Below are 15506 nucleotides of genomic sequence, written 5' to 3' on the forward strand. Positions count from 1 at the left end.
CCTTCGGTCGTCGGTGCCGTCATGGTAGCGGGCGGTACAGTCGGCGCTATGAACGTCATCGGTCTCACGGGCGGCATCGCCGCGGGGAAGTCGGCGGTCGCGGCGCGCTTCGCCGAGCTCGGCGCGCGCATCATCGACGCCGACGCGCTCGCCCGCGAGGTCGTCGAGCCGGGCACTCCCGCTCTCGCCGCGATCGTCGAGCGATTCGGCCCCGGCGTGCTCGACGCCACCGGCGCGCTCGATCGGGCGGCCCTCGGCGCGATCATCTTCGGCGACGACGCGCAGCGCCTGGCGCTCAACGCCATCGTGCATCCTGCCGTGCGCGAGGCCTACGCGCGCCGCGTCGCGGCGATCGAGGCGGAGGATCCCGCTGCCGTGACCATCTACGACGTGCCGCTGCTCGCCGAGGCGCGGGCCGCGAGCGAGTTCAGCGCGGTGATCGTGGTGGATGCCCCTGCCGCCACCCGCATCGAGCGTCTCGTCACCCTGCGCGGCATGGAGCGCCCGGCCGCCGAGGCCCGCGTGGCCGCGCAGATCCCCGACGCCGAGCGCCGGGCCATGGCCGACCACGTCATCGACGCCTCGGGCAGCCTCGAGCGCACGCTCGAGCAGGTGGATGCGCTGTGGGAGTCGATCCTCGCCGAGCGCGCGGCGGGCATCCCCTCGGCCTGATCGGCGCCCAGCAGGATGTCGGTGGCGAGTCCTAGGCTCTCCCCATGCAACCCACGCGCTCGGTCCGCCCCTTCGAGGTCGTCAGCGAGTACACGCCGAGCGGTGATCAGCCGCAGGCGATCGCCGAGCTGACGGCGCGCATCAACGCCGGTGAGACCGACATCGTGCTGCTCGGCGCGACCGGTACGGGCAAGTCCGCGACGACGGCCTGGCTCATCGAGCAGGTGCAGCGACCGACGCTCGTGCTCGCGCACAACAAGACCCTCGCCGCGCAGCTGGCGACCGAGTTCCGCGAGCTCATGCCGCACAACGCGGTCGAGTACTTCGTCTCGTACTACGACTACTACCAGCCCGAGGCCTACGTGCCGCAGACCGACACCTTCATCGAGAAGGACAGCTCGGTCAACGCGGAGGTCGAGCGGCTGCGCCACTCGACGACCAACTCGCTGCTGAGCCGGCGCGACGTCGTCGTCGTCTCGACGGTCTCCTGCATCTACGGCCTCGGCGCCGCGGAGGAGTACCTCGAGGCGATGGTGGCCCTGCAGGTGGGGGAGCAGATCTCGCGCGAGACGCTCATCCGCCGCTTCGTCGGCATGCAGTACCAGCGCAACGACGTCGACTTCTCGCGGGGCAAGTTCCGCGTGCGGGGCGACACGATCGAGATCATCCCGGTGTACGAGGAGCTCGCGATCCGCATCGAGATGTTCGGCGATGAGATCGAGGGCCTGTTCGCTCTGCACCCGCTCACGGGCGCCGTCGTCAAGAAGCTCGACGCGGTCTCCGTCTTCCCGGCGACGCACTACGCGGCCTCGCCCGACACGATGCAGCGGGCGATGGTGAGCATCCGGGAGGAGCTCGAGCCGCGCCTGGCCGAGCTCGAGCGGCAGGGCAAGCTGCTCGAGGCGCAGCGGCTCCGCATGCGCACGACCTTCGACCTCGAGATGATGGAGCAGATCGGGTTCTGCAACGGCATCGAGAACTACTCGCGACACATCGACGGTCGGCAGCCGGGCGAGGCGCCCAACTGCCTGCTCGACTACTTCCCCGAGGACTTCCTCGTCGTGATCGACGAGAGCCACGTGACGGTGCCCCAGATCGGCGCGATGTACGAGGGCGACGCCTCGCGCAAGCGCACGCTCGTCGAGCACGGCTTCCGGCTGCCCAGCGCGCTCGACAACCGTCCGCTGCGGTGGGAGGAGTTCCTCGACCGCACGGGTCAGAAGGTCTACCTCTCGGCGACGCCGGGCAAGTACGAGCTCGGCATCACCGACACGGTCGTCGAGCAGATCATCCGCCCGACGGGGCTCGTCGATCCGCAGATCGTCGTGAAGCCGAGCCTCGGCCAGATCGACGACCTGCTCGAGCAGGTTCGCGTGCGCGTCGAGCGCGACGAGCGCGTCCTGGTCACGACCCTCACGAAGAAGATGGCGGAGGAGCTGACCGCGTTCCTGCAGGAGGCCGGGGTGCGCGTGCAGTACCTCCACTCCGACGTCGACACCCTCCGCCGGGTCGAGCTGCTGCGCGAGCTCCGGCAGGGCGTCTTCGACGTCCTCGTCGGCATCAACCTGCTGCGCGAGGGCCTCGACCTGCCCGAGGTCTCCCTCGTCGCGATCCTCGACGCCGACAAGGAGGGCTTCCTGCGCTCCTCGACCTCGCTCATCCAGACGATCGGCCGCGCGGCGCGCAATGTCTCCGGCGAGGTGCACATGTACGCCGACGTCGTCACGCCCTCGATGGCGCAGGCCATCGAGGAGACCACCCGCCGTCGTGAGCGCCAGGTCGAGTACAACCTCGCCAACGGCATCGATCCGACGCCGCTGCGCAAGAAGATCGCCGACATCACCGACCAGCTCGTGCGCGAGGGCGAGGACACCGCCGAGCTGCTCGCCGCCAGAGCGCAGGGCGGCAAGAAGTCGCCCACCCCGCGCCTGCGCCGCGAGGGCAAGGCCGCCGAGGGCGCCGCCGAGCTCGAGTCGATCGTCGCCGACCTGACCGCCCAGATGCTGCAGGCCGCCGAGGAGCTCAAGTTCGAGCTCGCCGGGCGCCTGCGCGACGAGGTGCAGGAGCTCAAGCGCGAGCTGCGGCAGATGGTCGAGGCGGGGCACGTGCGCTGATGCGGGCGGGCTCGCCGATCCGGCGTCGACGGGGCGGGATGCCCGGCTCGGGCTTGCGCGGGGGCTGGGCGCCCACGGGGGAATGTCGGGGGTCGCACGTAGAATGACGCGAGTGCCGGCATCCCCTCTCGACCTCCATTCCCACCTGAGCGTCCGCGGCGCACGGGTCCACAATCTTCGCGATGTCGACGTGGTGATCCCGCGGGATTCGCTCGTCGTGTTCACCGGTCTGTCGGGGTCGGGCAAGAGCTCGCTCGCCTTCGACACGATCTTCGCCGAGGGCCAGCGCCGGTACGTCGAGTCGCTCTCGGCCTACGCGCGGCAGTTCCTCGGGCAGGTCGACCGGCCCGACGTCGACTTCATCGAGGGCCTCAGCCCGGCCGTCTCGATCGACCAGAAGTCGACCAACCGCAACCCGCGATCGACGGTCGGCACGATCACCGAGATCTACGACTACATGCGCCTGCTCTGGGCGCGCGTCGGCATCCCGCACTGCCCCGTCTGCGGGGAGCCCATCCAGCGCCAGACGGTGCAGCAGATCGCCGACGAGCTCATGACGCTCGAGACGGGCACGCGCTTCCAGATCCTCGCCCCGGTCGTCAGCCAGAAGAAGGGCGAGTTCGTCGACCTCTTCGCCGAGCTCGCGCAGGGCGGCTTCTCGCGCGCGGTCGTCGACGGCGAGATGATCCAGCTCAGCGAGCCCCCGGCCCTCAAGAAGCAGGTCAAGCACGACATCTCCGTCGTCGTCGACCGCCTCGTCGCCAACGACGAGGGGCTCACCCGGCTCACCGACTCGCTCGAGACGGCGCTGCGGCTCACCGACGGGCTCGTCGTCGTCGACTACGTCGACCGCGACGAGAAGGCGGCTGATCGTCGCCGCACCTTCAGCGAGAAGCTCAGCTGCCCGAACCGCCACCCGCTGCAGCTCACCGAGATCGAACCCCGCACCTTCTCCTTCAACGCGCCCTTCGGCGCCTGCCCCGTCTGCTCCGGTCTCGGAACCCGCATGGCGGTCGACGTCGATCTGCTCATCGGCGATCCCAGCCTGAGCCTCAACGACGGCGTCGTCCTGCCCTGGAACCAGCAGGGCAAGGGCCTGTACAGCTACTTCCAGAAGCTGCTCGCCGGTCTGTCGCGCGACCTCGGCTTCTCGCTCGACACCTCGTGGGGCGAGCTGGAGGAGAGCACGCAGGACGCGATCCTCCACGGCAACGACTTCGAGGTGCGCGTCAAGTGGCGTAACCGCTACGGCCGCGACGTCACCTACTCGACCGGGTTCGAGGGCGTCATCCCCTACATCGAGCGCAAATACGCCGAGGCCGAGAGCGACTGGTCCCAGCAGCGGTTCGCCGAGTACCTGCGCGAGGTCCCGTGCCCCGAGTGCGACGGAGCGCGACTCAAGCCCGAGGTGCTCGCCGTCCAGGTGAACGGCCGCAGCATCGCTCAGGTGGCCGAGCTGAGCCTCCAGAACGCGTACGACTTCATGCAGGGCATCAGTCTCACCGAGCGCGAGGCCACGATCGCCGCCGCCGTGCTGCGCGAGATCCGGGCGCGACTGGAGTTCCTGCTCGAGGTCGGTCTCGGGTACCTCAGCATGGCCCGCGCGGCCGGCACCCTCTCGGGCGGCGAGGCGCAGCGCATCCGGCTCGCGACCCAGATCGGCTCGGGCCTCACGGGAGTGCTGTACGTGCTCGACGAGCCCTCGATCGGCCTGCACCAGCGCGACAACCGCCGTCTCATCGACACGCTCGTCAAGCTCAAGAACCTCGGCAACACGCTCATCGTCGTCGAGCACGACGAGGACACCATCCGCACCGCCGACTGGATCGTCGACATCGGCCCCGGTGCGGGCGAGCACGGCGGCGAGGTCGTGCACTCCGGCAGCTACGAGGGCCTGCTCGCGAACGAGAAGTCGATCACGGGCGACTACCTCGCGGGCCGGCGTCAGGTGGTCGAGACGGTGCGACGCCGCCCGGTCGACCTCGGTCGCACCCTCACCATCGAGGGGGCGCGCGCCAACAACCTGCGCGACGTCACCGTCGACATCCCGCTCGGCGTCTTCGTCGCCGTGACGGGGGTCAGCGGCTCGGGCAAGAGCTCGCTCGTCAACGACATCCTCTACAAGGTGCTCGCCAACAGGCTCAACGGGGCGCGGCAGGTTCCCGGCAAGCACACCCGCATCACGGGGCTCGAGCACCTCGACAAGGTCGTGCACGTCGACCAGGCGCCCATCGGGCGCACCCCCCGATCGAACCCCGCCACCTACACGGGCGTGTTCGACCGCATCCGCACCCTCTTCGCCGAGACGCAGGAGGCGAAGATGCGCGGGTACCTGCCCGGGCGCTTCAGCTTCAACGTCAAGGGCGGCCGCTGCGAGAACTGCGCCGGTGACGGCACGATCAAGATCGAGATGAACTTCCTGCCCGACGTGTACGTCGCCTGCGAGGTGTGCGGGGGAGCGCGGTACAACCGTGACACCCTGTCGGTGCACTACAAGGGCAAGAACATCGCCGAGGTGCTCGACATGCCGATCGAGGAGGCCGCCGACTTCTTCGAGCCGATCAGCGCCATCCACCGGTTCCTGAAGACCCTCGTCGAGGTCGGGCTCGGGTACGTCCGGCTGGGTCAGAGCGCGACGACCCTGTCGGGCGGCGAGGCGCAGCGCGTCAAGCTCGCCACCGAGCTGCAGAAGCGCTCGAACGGCCGCAGCATCTACGTGCTCGACGAGCCGACGACGGGCCTCCACTTCGAGGACGTGCGCAAGCTCCTCGCGGTTCTCGGCGGCCTCGTCGACAAGGGCAACTCGGTCGTCGTGATCGAGCACAACCTCGACGTCATCCGCGCCGCGGACTGGCTCATCGACCTCGGGCCCGAGGGCGGTTCCGGGGGCGGCTCGGTGCTCGCCTCCGGCACGCCCGAGCAGCTCGCGACGGTCGAGGGCAGCCACACCGGTCGATTCCTCGCCGAGCTGCTGCCCGAGACCGACGTGATCGCCGCGCCCGTCACGCGAGGCCGCGCGACGGCGACCGCGAAGAAGGGCGCCGTCGCGAAGAGCGCGCCGTCCAAGAGCGGCGCGGCGAAGGGCGGCGCAGGCAAGGGCGGTACGGCGAAGGCCGGCACCGCGAAGAGCGCGAGCTCGACGACCGGGGGCGGCGGTGCGGCGAAGCGGGCCGCGCGGTCGCCGCGGGCGGCGGGCTGAGCATCCGTGCGAGCGGCGGCATGACGCCTCAGGAGACACGGGAGTCCTGGCGGCCCCGGCGCGGCGAGATCCCCACCGAGCCGGGCGTGTACCGGTTCCGGGACGACGCGGGCCGGGTGCTCTACGTGGGCAAGGCGAAGAACCTGCGCCAGCGCCTGAGCAATTACTTCCAGCCGCTGCACACGCTCCACGAGCGCACCCGTCGCATGGTGACGACGGCCCGCGGCGTGGAGTGGACGGTCGTCGGCAGCGAGCTCGAGGCGCTGCAGCTCGAGTACGGCTGGATCAAGGAGTTCGCCCCGCCCTTCAACGTCAAGTTCCGCGACGACAAGACCTACCCCTATCTGGCGATCACCCTCGGCGACGCCGTGCCCCGCGTCATGGTGACCCGCACCCGCGGGATCCCGGGCGCGCGCTACTTCGGGCCGTACACGAAGGTCTGGGCGGTGCGCGAGAGCGTCGACATCATGCTCAAGGCGTTCCCGATGCGGTCGTGCAGCGAGGCGACCTACAAGCGTGCGCGCGACCGCAACCGTCCGTGCCTGCTCGGCGACATCGGCAAGTGCGCCGCGCCGTGCGTCGACCGCATCAGCAAGGCCGACCACAAGTCGATCGCCCTCGACTTCGCCTCCTTCATGGCCGGCAACGACGCGAGCCACGTGCGGGAGCTGCGGGCCCGGATGACCGCCGCGGCCGCTGAGATGGACTACGAGTCGGCGGCCCGCCTGCGCGACCAGATCGGCGCGCTCGAGACCGCCCTCTCGAAGAGCTCGATCGTGCTGCAGGAGGACGTCGACGTCGACGTGTTCGGCATCGCGCACGACGAGCTCGCCGCCGCCGTGCAGCTGTTCATCGTGCGCGGCGGCCGCATCCGCGGCGTGCGGGGATGGGTCGTCGACACCGAGCTCGACGTCGCCCTGTCGGAGCTCGTAGACCAGGTGCTGCAGAACGCCTACGACGAGGTCACCGTGCCCGCTCGCGAGATCATCGTGCCCGAGGTGCCCGACGACGGGGCCGCCCTGCAGCAGGTGCTGACCGAGCGTCGACGCGCCGCGGGGGAGCGCGGTGCCGTGGTCGTGAAGACCGCGCAGCGCGGGGACAAGGCCTCCCTGTCGGAGACCGTGACGACCAACGCCCGCAACGCGCTCCAGGTCTACAAGACACGGCGCAGCGGGGACTTCACCGCGCGATCGCAAGCGCTCGCCGACATCCAGGAGGCGCTCGGGCTCGCCGAGGCGCCCTTGCGGCTCGAGTGCTTCGACGTCTCGCACCTCGGCGGGACCAATCAGGTCGCCTCGATGGTGGTCTTCGAGGACGGCCTGCCGAAGAAGGATCAGTACCGCAAGTTCTCCATCGCCTCCGCCCGCGACGACACCGATGCCGTCTACCAGGTGCTCAGTCGACGGCTCGCCTACCTGCGGCCCGGGGCGACGGGCGTCGAGGTGCCGGCCGACACCGATCTCGCCGCCGACGCCGTCGCGGCAGCGGAGTCCGCGGCCGTCGACGGCGCGGAGGGGACGGCGGCCTCGGAGGTCGCGGCCGCCGACGCGCCCGTCACGACGGGCACGCGGAAGGCGTTCCACTACCGCCCCGGCCTCCTCGTCATCGACGGCGGGCAACCGCAGGTGGCCGCTGCCGCGCGCGCCCTCGCCGACGCCGGCATCGACGACATCGCCGTCTGCGGCATCGCGAAGAGGCTGGAGGAGATCTGGCTGCCCGACAGCGACTACCCGGTGATCCTGCCGCGCAGCTCCGACGCGCTCTTCCTGCTGCAGCGGCTCCGCGACGAGGCGCACCGCTTCGCCCTGCGCTACCAGCGCACGAAGCGCTCGGCCGACATCCAGACGCAGCTCTCGAGCATCCCGGGTCTCGGCCCGACGCGCGTCAAGCAGCTCCTGACCCACTTCGGATCGGTCGCACGGCTGCGCGCCGCCTCGATCGACGAGCTCGTCGCGGTCGACGGCATCGGCCGCATCACCGCCGAGCAGGTGCACAGGGCGGTGCGGCAGGGCGGCCCCGGTAGGCTGAGAGCCCCGACGAGCGAGGGCCGACCATGATGCAGAACGCGCACGATGTGCTCATCGTCACCGGGATGTCCGGCGCGGGCCGATCGACGGTCGCCAACGCCCTGGAGGACCTGGGCTGGTACGTCGTCGACAATCTGCCGCCGCAGATGCTCCGGCCGCTGGTCGATCTCGCGGTGCATCCCGGCAGCGCGCTGCCGAAGATCGCCGCGGTGGTCGACGTGCGCGGCGGCAAGCTCTTCGCCGATCTCGCGCTGATCATCGACGAGCTGCGCGACCGCGCGACGGTGCGCGTGCTGTTCCTGGAGGCGACGGATGCCGCCCTTGTCCGCCGGTTCGAGCAGGTGCGACGGCCCCACCCCCTCCAGGCCGACGGCACCATCCTCGACGGCATCGCCCAGGAGCGCCAGCGCATGCTGGAGGTGCGCGAGCTCAGCGACATCATCATCGATACGAGCGAGCTCAACATCCACCAGCTCGCGACGGCGGTGAGCCAGATCTTCGCCCCCGCGGGCACCGCCGATGTGAAGCTCACGCTCGAGAGCTTCGGCTTCAAGTACGGGGCTCCGACCGACGTCGACATGATCGCCGACGCACGATTCCTGCCGAACCCCTTCTGGCAGGAGGATCTGCGCAGCTCGACCGGTCTCGATGCCGCCGTGAGCGAGTACGTGCTCGGCCAGGAGGGCGCGCAGGAGTTCCTCGACGCCTACTTCGCGGCGCTGCAGCCGGTTCTCGCGGGCTACGCGCGCGAGAACAAGCGGCACGCGACCATCGCGATCGGCTGCACGGGCGGCAAGCACCGCTCGGTGGCGATGATCGAGCAGCTCGCGGCGCGCGTGCGCGCTCTGCCCGGCATCGCCGTCACCGTGAAGCATCGCGACCTCGGTCGAGAGTAGGCTCGACTGTCGCCCTCGGGCGAGGAGCAGTACGACGACGAACGAGAGGAACACCGTGGCATTGACCGCCGATGTGAAAGAGGAACTCGCACAGCTGGCGGTCACCAAGACCACGGTGCGCGCCGCCGAGCTGGCGACGGTCCTCCGCTTCGCGGGCGGGCTCCACCTCATCTCGGGTCGCGTCGCCGTCGAGGTCGAGCTCGACGCCGCCACCACCGCGCGCCGCGTGCGCCGCGACCTCGCCGAGCTCTACGGCATGCGCAGCGATGGCGCGATGATGTCGGCCAGCGGTATCCGCCGCACCCCCACGTACGTCGTGCGGGTCGTCGACGGCGGCGAGACGCTCGCCCGCCAGACGGGGCTCCTGGATGCTCGGCGCCGGCCCGTCCGCGGCCTCCCCAACCGGCTCACGACGGGCTCCCGCGAGGAGCTCGCCGCCGTGTGGCGCGGCGCCTTCCTCGCCCACGGATCCCTGACCGACCCCGGCCGCTCCGCCGCCCTCGAGATCACCTGCCCCGGTAACGAGTCGGCGATGGCGCTCGTCGGCGCCGCGGGTCGGCTGGGCATCCCGGCGAAGGCGCGCGAGGTGCGCGGCGTGCACCGCGTGGTCATCCGCGACGGCGAGAAGATCAGTCAGATGCTGCGCCTGATGGGGGCGTCCGACACCGTCGGCGCCTGGGAGGAGATGCGCCAGCGCCGCGAGGTGCGGGCGACCGCGAACCGCCTCGTGAACTTCGACGACGCCAACCTGCGGCGATCCGCCCAGGCCGCCGTCGCCGCGTGCGCGCGGGTCGAGAGGGCGCTCGAGATCCTCGGCGACGAGGTGCCCGAGCACCTCCAGTACGCGGGGCGCCTCCGCCTCGCCCACCGTGATGCGAGCCTCGATGAGCTCGGTCACCACGCCGACCCGCCGATGACGAAGGACGCCGTCGCCGGCCGCATCCGCCGTCTGCTCGCCATGGCCGACAAGCGCGCCGAGCAGCTCGGCATCGGCGGCACCGATGCGAACCTCCCCTCCGAGGTCGACTGACCCCGGCCCTCACTGGGAGGTGCGTGTGCAGCGGGAACACCGGCGGCGCCTGGGCGGTTGCCGTCCGTAGACTGACAGTCGTCAGCGGGGTCGCTCGACGCGGCCTCAGCACAACCGCGAGGAGAATGCACGCATGCCCGTTTACAGCCTTCCGGAGCTCCCCTACGACTACGCGGCGCTCGAGCCCCACATCAGCGCCCGCATCATGGAGCTCCACCACTCCAAGCACCACGCCGCCTACGTCGCCGGCGCCAACGGCGCACTCGACGCTCTCGCCGCCGCCCGCGACGCCGACGACTTCGCGAACGTCAACCGGCTCGAGAAGGACCTCGCCTTCCACCTCGGCGGTCACGTCAACCACTCGATCTTCTGGACCAACCTCTCGCCCGAGGGCGGCGACCGGCCCGAGGGCGAGCTCGCCGCGGCGATCGACGAGTTCTTCGGCTCCTTCGACAAGTTCCGCGCGCACTTCACGGCCGCCTCGCTCGGCCTCCAAGGCTCCGGATGGGGCGTGCTGTCGTGGGATCCGATCGGCCGCCGGCTGATCATCCAGCAGCTGTTCGACCAGCAGGCCAACACCGCGCAGACGACGGTGCCGCTGCTGCAGCTGGACATGTGGGAGCACGCCTTCTACCTCGACTACGTCAACGTGAAGGCCGATTACGTGAAGGCCTTCTGGAACATCGTCGACTGGGGCAACGTCGCCGCACGCTTCGCCGCGGCCCGTTCGACGACGGACGGCCTACTGCTACTGTCGTAAAGGCGTCGTGGCCGGGGCGTTCGCCCCGGCCTTCGCCTTTTCCGCACCGCATCACCACCCCCCACCACCCCCCACCACCACCCACGGCGCCGTGGAGCGCCAGAGCAACAGGAGATCCCGTGAGCGTGAAAGTCGGCATCAACGGATTCGGCCGCATCGGCCGCAACTACCTCCGGGCGGCTCTCGCCCAGGGAAGCGACCTCGAGATCGTGGCCGTCAACGACCTCAGTGACAACGCGGCTCTCGCGCACCTGTTGAAGTACGACTCGGTGGGCGGCGTGCTGCCGCACGAGGTCTCGCACGACGGCGACTCGATCACGGTCGACGGCCGCCGCATCCGCGTCTTCGAGGAGCGCGACCCCGCCAACCTGCCGTGGGGCGAGCTGGGCGTCGACATCGTCATCGAGTCGACCGGCCGGTTCACCAAGGCCGAGGACGCCAAGAAGCACATCGCCGGCGGCGCCAAGAAGGTCCTCATCTCCGCCCCGGCCTCGGGCGACGACGCCACGATCGTCATGGGCGTCAACGAGGAGACCTACGACCCCGCGACCGACGTCATCATCTCGAACGCCTCCTGCACCACCAACTGCCTCGCCCCGCTGGCGAAGGTGTTCAACGACGCCTTCGGCATCGAGCGCGGCTTCATGATGACCGCGCACGCGTACACGGCCGACCAGAACCTGCAGGACGGCCCGCACGCCGACCTGCGCCGCGCCCGCGGCGCCGCGATCAACATCGTCCCCGCCTCGACCGGCGCGGCGAAGGCCATCGGCCTCGTGCTGCCCGAGCTACAGGGCAAGCTCAGCGGCTCGTCCTACCGGGTGCCCGTTCCCACGGGCTCGATCGTCGACCTCACGATCGTCACCCCGACCGACGGCCTCACCGTCGAGCAGATCAACGCCGCCTACAAGGCCGCCGCGTCCGAGGGCCGGCTCAAGGGCTTCCTCGAGTACACCGAGGACCCGATCGTGTCGAGCGACATCCAGCTCAACCCGCACTCGTCGATCTTCGACTCCGAGCTCACCAACGTGAGCGGCAACCTGGTCAAGGTCTCGGCCTGGTACGACAACGAGTGGGGTTACTCCAACCGTCTGGTCGACCTCACCGAGTACGTCGCCGAGCGTCTCTGAGCGCGGGGCCGGCTGTGAGCCTTCGCACCATCGACTCGCTCGGCGAGCTCGCGGGTCGACGCGTGATCGTGCGCTGCGACCTCAACGTGCCGATCAAGGACGGTGCCGTGACCGACGACGGGCGCATCCGCGCCTCGTTGCCGACGCTCAACGCACTGCTCCACCGCGGCGCTCGCGTCATCGTCGTCTCGCACCTGGGTCGACCCGAGGGGGCTCCTGACGCGCGCTACAGCCTCAAGCCGGTCGCCCAGCGGCTCTCCGAGCTGCTGGGCGCCCCGGTGGCCTTCGCCGGCGACACCGTCGGCGACAGCGCCGCCGAGACTGTCGCCGGCCTCGAGGACGGCGGCATCGCCGTGCTCGAGAACCTGCGCTTCAACCCCGGGGAGACGAGCAAGGACGCGGCCGAGCGGCAGGCGTTCGCCGATCGGCTGGCCGGGCTCGGCGACGTGCTCGTCAGCGACGGCTTCGGTGTCGTCCACCGCAAACAGGCCAGCGTCTACGAGCTCGCGACGACGGTGCCGAGCGCCGCGGGCTCGCTCATCGCGACCGAGACCGACGTGCTCGAGCGCCTCACCGAGAAGCCCGAGCGTCCCTACACGGTGGTGCTCGGCGGCTCGAAGGTCTCCGACAAGCTCGGCGTGATCGCGCACCTGCTTCCGCGGGTCGACCGCCTGCTCATCGGCGGCGGCATGCTCTTCACCTTCCTCAAGGCGCAGGGTCATGCGGTCGGCGCGAGCCTCCTCGAGGAGGATCAGCTCGAGACGGTGCGCGGCTACCTCGCCGAGGCCGAGGAGCGGGGCGTCGATATCGTGCTGCCGACGGACGTGGTGGTGGCCGAGCGCTTCGCCGCGGACGCTCCGCACGTCGTGCTCGCCGCGGACGCGCTCGAGAGCGGCCCGGCCGGAGCGTCCGGCATCGGGCTCGACATCGGGCCCGAGACCGCCGCCCGCTTCGCGGACGCGGTCGCGAGCTCGACCACGGTGTTCTGGAACGGCCCCATGGGCGTGTTCGAGTTCCCGGCCTTCGCCGGCGGCACCCGTGCCGTCGCGGAGGCCCTCACGAAGGTCTCCGGGCTCGGCGTCGTCGGCGGGGGAGACTCCGCCGCCGCCGTGCGGGCGCTGGGCTTCGACGACGACGATTTCGGCCACGTCTCCACCGGCGGCGGGGCCAGCCTCGAGTTCCTCGAGGGCAAGAAGCTTCCCGGACTGGAGGTCCTCGGATGGGCGTAGCCCGCACCCCGCTGATTGCGGGCAACTGGAAGATGAACCTCGACCACCTGCAGGCGATCGCCTTCGTGCAGAAGCTCGCGTGGTCGCTCAAGGACGCGAAGCACAGCTTCGGCGAGGTCGAGGTCGCGGTGTTCCCGCCCTTCACCGATCTCCGCAGCGTGCAGACGCTCATCGCGGCCGACAAGCTCGAGCTCGTGCACGGCGCGCAGGACGTCTCGATCCACGACAACGGCGCGTACACGGGTGAGATCTCGGGCGCCTTCCTGAAGGCGCTCGCCTGCAGCTACGTGATCATCGGCCACTCCGAGCGCCGGCAGTACCACCACGAGGACGACGGCGTCGTCGCGCAGAAGACGGTCGCGGCGCTGAAGCACGGCGTCACGCCCGTGGTGTGCGTCGGCGAGACGGCCGAGGATCTCGAGGCCCACGGCCCCGCGGCCGTCCCGGTCGGGCAGCTGGAGACCGTGCTCGACGCGATCAGCGCATCCGACGCCGACGCCGAGATCGTCGTCGCCTACGAGCCCGTGTGGGCCATCGGATCCGGCCAGGCCGCGAGCCCCGAGCAGGCGCAGCAGGTCTGCGCGGCGCTGCGTGCGGCGATCGTCGAGAAGCTCGGCGAGGACGCGGCGGCTCGCACGCGCATCCTCTACGGCGGCAGCGTGAAGTCGGGCAACATCGCCGGCTTCATGGCGCAGAAGGACGTCGACGGAGCGCTCGTGGGCGGCGCGAGCCTCGATGCGGCGGAGTTCGCCGCAATCGCCCGGTTCCGCAGCCACGTCGGCACCGTCTGATCGAACGGCGGCGCAACCGCCGGGCGCCGCGGCCGGGTCGACGACCGGCCGCGGCGCACCCCTGCGCTAGAGTAGGGGACTGTTCGAAAATCCCGAGAGGAAAGCCCCTGTGGAAATCCTTCAGGTCCTGCTCCAGGTCATCCTGGGCATCACCAGCCTGCTGCTCACCCTCATGATCCTGCTGCACCGCGGTCGCGGCGGCGGGCTCTCCGACATGTTCGGCGGAGGGGTCTCCTCGAACCTCGGCGCCTCCGGTGTCGCCGAGCGCAATCTCAATCGCATCACCATCGTGCTCGCCCTCGTCTGGGTGACCTCGATCGTGATCCTCGGTCTCATCACGCGTTTCGACGCGGTCTAGGAAGGGAGCACCACATGGTCTCCGGTGGCAGCGCGATCCGCGGTTCGCGGGTCGGATCAGGCCCCATGGGCGAGCAGGACCGGGGCGTCCACGCCGAGCGCATCGCCGTCTCGTACTGGGACGCCGCGGGCAACGAGACGGTGCGTCACTTCGCGGCGAACCTCCCCGAGGAGGAGATCCCCGAGGTCATCGACTCCCCGACGACCGGTCGTCCCGCCGGCCGCGACAAGGCGAACCCGCCGCAGGTCGCCAAGAACGAGCCGTACAAGACCCACCTCGCCTACGTGAAGGAGCGCCGCTCCGAGGACGAGGCGAAGCAGATCCTCGATGAGGCGCTCCAGAAGCTCCGCGAGCGGCGCGGCACCTCCGCCTGACGCCAGCCGCACGAGAACGGCCCCGCGCATCCTTGAGTTGGATGCCGGGGCCGTCGTCTTCCGGGGGTGCGCGGTTCTCGCGGCGCTACCGGCCGCGGCCGCTCGGAGCCCGGGTCGGCAGCCAGTCCGACTGGTCCATCGCGCCCGTCCAGTACGAGGTCGGCATGATGAGCGACTCGGGCACATCGGTCGAGGCGTCGGCGTCGATGAAGAACACCGTGCGCTTCGTGCCGAGAACACCGGCGACGGGCACCTCCTGCACGGAGGCGCCGGCGAGGGCGAGTCCGAGCGCGGGCGCTTTGTCCGCCCCCGTCAGGACGAGCCAGATGCGCTCCGAGCTGTTGAGGAGCGGCATCGTGAGGCTCAGCCGGCCGGCGGGCGGCTTCGGGGAGTCGTGCACGGCGATGACGCCGGGCACGGTGACCGTCGGCCCTTCGCGCTCGGGGAAGAGCGACGCCACGTGCCCGTCCGGTCCGACGCCGAGGAAGGTGATGGCGAAGCGCGGGAACTCCGCACCCTCCGCCGCATGGGACCGCAGCTCATCGGCGTAGCGGGTGGCGGCCTCGTCGATGTCGAGACCCTCGTCGCTCGCGGGGAAGGGGTGGACCTTCCGCTCATCGACGGGCACGTGGTCGAGCAGCGCCCGTCGCGCCTGAGTCTCGTTGCGCTCGTCGTCGCCGCGCGGCAGCCAGCGCTCGTCGCCCCACCACACGTGCACGAGCGACCAGTCGATGCTGTTGCGCGCGGGGGACTGCGCGATCGCCCGCAGCACCTCGGTGCCGACGGAGCCTCCGGTGAGCACGATGTGCGCCTCGCCCTCGTCCTCGATCAGGTCGATGACCTTGGTCAGGAAGCGCGCGGCGACGGAGGCCGCGAGCGCGGGGCGGTCGGGATGCACGAGCACCCGTCGTTCGGTCGTCACGTCG

Annotated in this window: 13 protein-coding genes; 12 read left to right on the forward strand and 1 reads right to left on the reverse strand. The window is 70.5% G+C overall.

What is annotated here, in order from left to right; genetic code table 11:
* The first annotated feature begins 48 nt into the window (after nt 1–48).
* The 12 genes from coaE (at nt 49) to OVN18_RS11985 (ending at nt 14580) form a co-directional block, all read left to right on the forward strand.
* Nucleotides 49–672, forward strand: coding sequence for a dephospho-CoA kinase (coaE, locus tag OVN18_RS11930; protein WP_267780991.1), 624 nt, complete (start codon nt 49–51; stop codon nt 670–672).
* 44 nt (nt 673–716) lie between these two features.
* Entirely contained in the window at nt 717–2786 is a 2070-nt protein-coding gene (uvrB, locus tag OVN18_RS11935) for an excinuclease ABC subunit UvrB (RefSeq protein ID WP_267780993.1), read from the forward strand.
* Between the two features lie 103 nt (nt 2787–2889).
* Nucleotides 2890–5985, forward strand: coding sequence for an excinuclease ABC subunit UvrA (uvrA, locus tag OVN18_RS11940; RefSeq protein ID WP_267780994.1), 3096 nt, complete (start codon nt 2890–2892; stop codon nt 5983–5985).
* Nucleotides 5986–6005: 20 nt separating this feature from the next.
* Nucleotides 6006–8042, forward strand: a complete 2037-nt coding sequence (uvrC, locus tag OVN18_RS11945) for an excinuclease ABC subunit UvrC (protein ID WP_267780995.1) — start codon at nt 6006–6008, stop codon at nt 8040–8042.
* On the forward strand, nt 8039–8908 hold the full coding sequence (gene rapZ, locus OVN18_RS11950; RefSeq protein WP_267737245.1) for an RNase adapter RapZ: 870 nt from the start codon (nt 8039–8041) through the stop codon (nt 8906–8908). Before uvrC ends, rapZ begins: the two co-directional genes overlap by 4 nt.
* Before the next feature lie 55 nt (nt 8909–8963).
* On the forward strand, nt 8964–9938 hold the full coding sequence (gene whiA / locus OVN18_RS11955) for a DNA-binding protein WhiA (RefSeq protein ID WP_267737246.1): 975 nt from the start codon (nt 8964–8966) through the stop codon (nt 9936–9938).
* A 133-nt stretch (nt 9939–10071) separates the two neighbouring features.
* Complete coding sequence (locus OVN18_RS11960; RefSeq protein ID WP_267737247.1) at nt 10072–10698, forward strand: superoxide dismutase; 627 nt, start codon at nt 10072–10074, stop codon at nt 10696–10698.
* Nucleotides 10699–10817: 119 nt separating this feature from the next.
* On the forward strand, nt 10818–11828 hold the full coding sequence (gap, locus tag OVN18_RS11965) for a type I glyceraldehyde-3-phosphate dehydrogenase (protein WP_267737248.1): 1011 nt from the start codon (nt 10818–10820) through the stop codon (nt 11826–11828).
* 14 nt (nt 11829–11842) lie between these two features.
* Complete coding sequence (locus OVN18_RS11970; RefSeq protein ID WP_267780996.1) at nt 11843–13057, forward strand: phosphoglycerate kinase; 1215 nt, start codon at nt 11843–11845, stop codon at nt 13055–13057.
* A complete protein-coding gene (gene tpiA / locus OVN18_RS11975; RefSeq protein ID WP_267780997.1) occupies nt 13048–13848 on the forward strand; it encodes a triose-phosphate isomerase in 801 nt (266 codons plus the stop codon). Before OVN18_RS11970 ends, tpiA begins: the two co-directional genes overlap by 10 nt.
* A gap of 109 nt (nt 13849–13957) precedes the next feature.
* Nucleotides 13958–14206 (forward strand): preprotein translocase subunit SecG, encoded by a 249-nt coding sequence (gene secG, locus OVN18_RS11980; RefSeq protein ID WP_267737250.1) that lies wholly within the window; start codon nt 13958–13960, stop codon nt 14204–14206.
* Nucleotides 14207–14220: 14 nt separating this feature from the next.
* On the forward strand, nt 14221–14580 hold the full coding sequence (locus OVN18_RS11985) for an RNA polymerase-binding protein RbpA (protein WP_267737251.1): 360 nt from the start codon (nt 14221–14223) through the stop codon (nt 14578–14580).
* A gap of 85 nt (nt 14581–14665) precedes the next feature.
* Here the strand turns inward: OVN18_RS11985 and pgl are convergent, their stop codons facing one another.
* A complete protein-coding gene (pgl, locus tag OVN18_RS11990) occupies nt 14666–15502 on the reverse strand; it encodes a 6-phosphogluconolactonase (protein ID WP_267780998.1) in 837 nt (278 codons plus the stop codon).
* Nucleotides 15503–15506: the final 4 nt, after the last annotated feature.

This window comes from Microcella daejeonensis (genome assembly GCF_026625045.1).
In the GTDB taxonomy this organism is placed as follows: Bacteria; Actinomycetota; Actinomycetes; order Actinomycetales; family Microbacteriaceae; genus Microcella; species Microcella daejeonensis.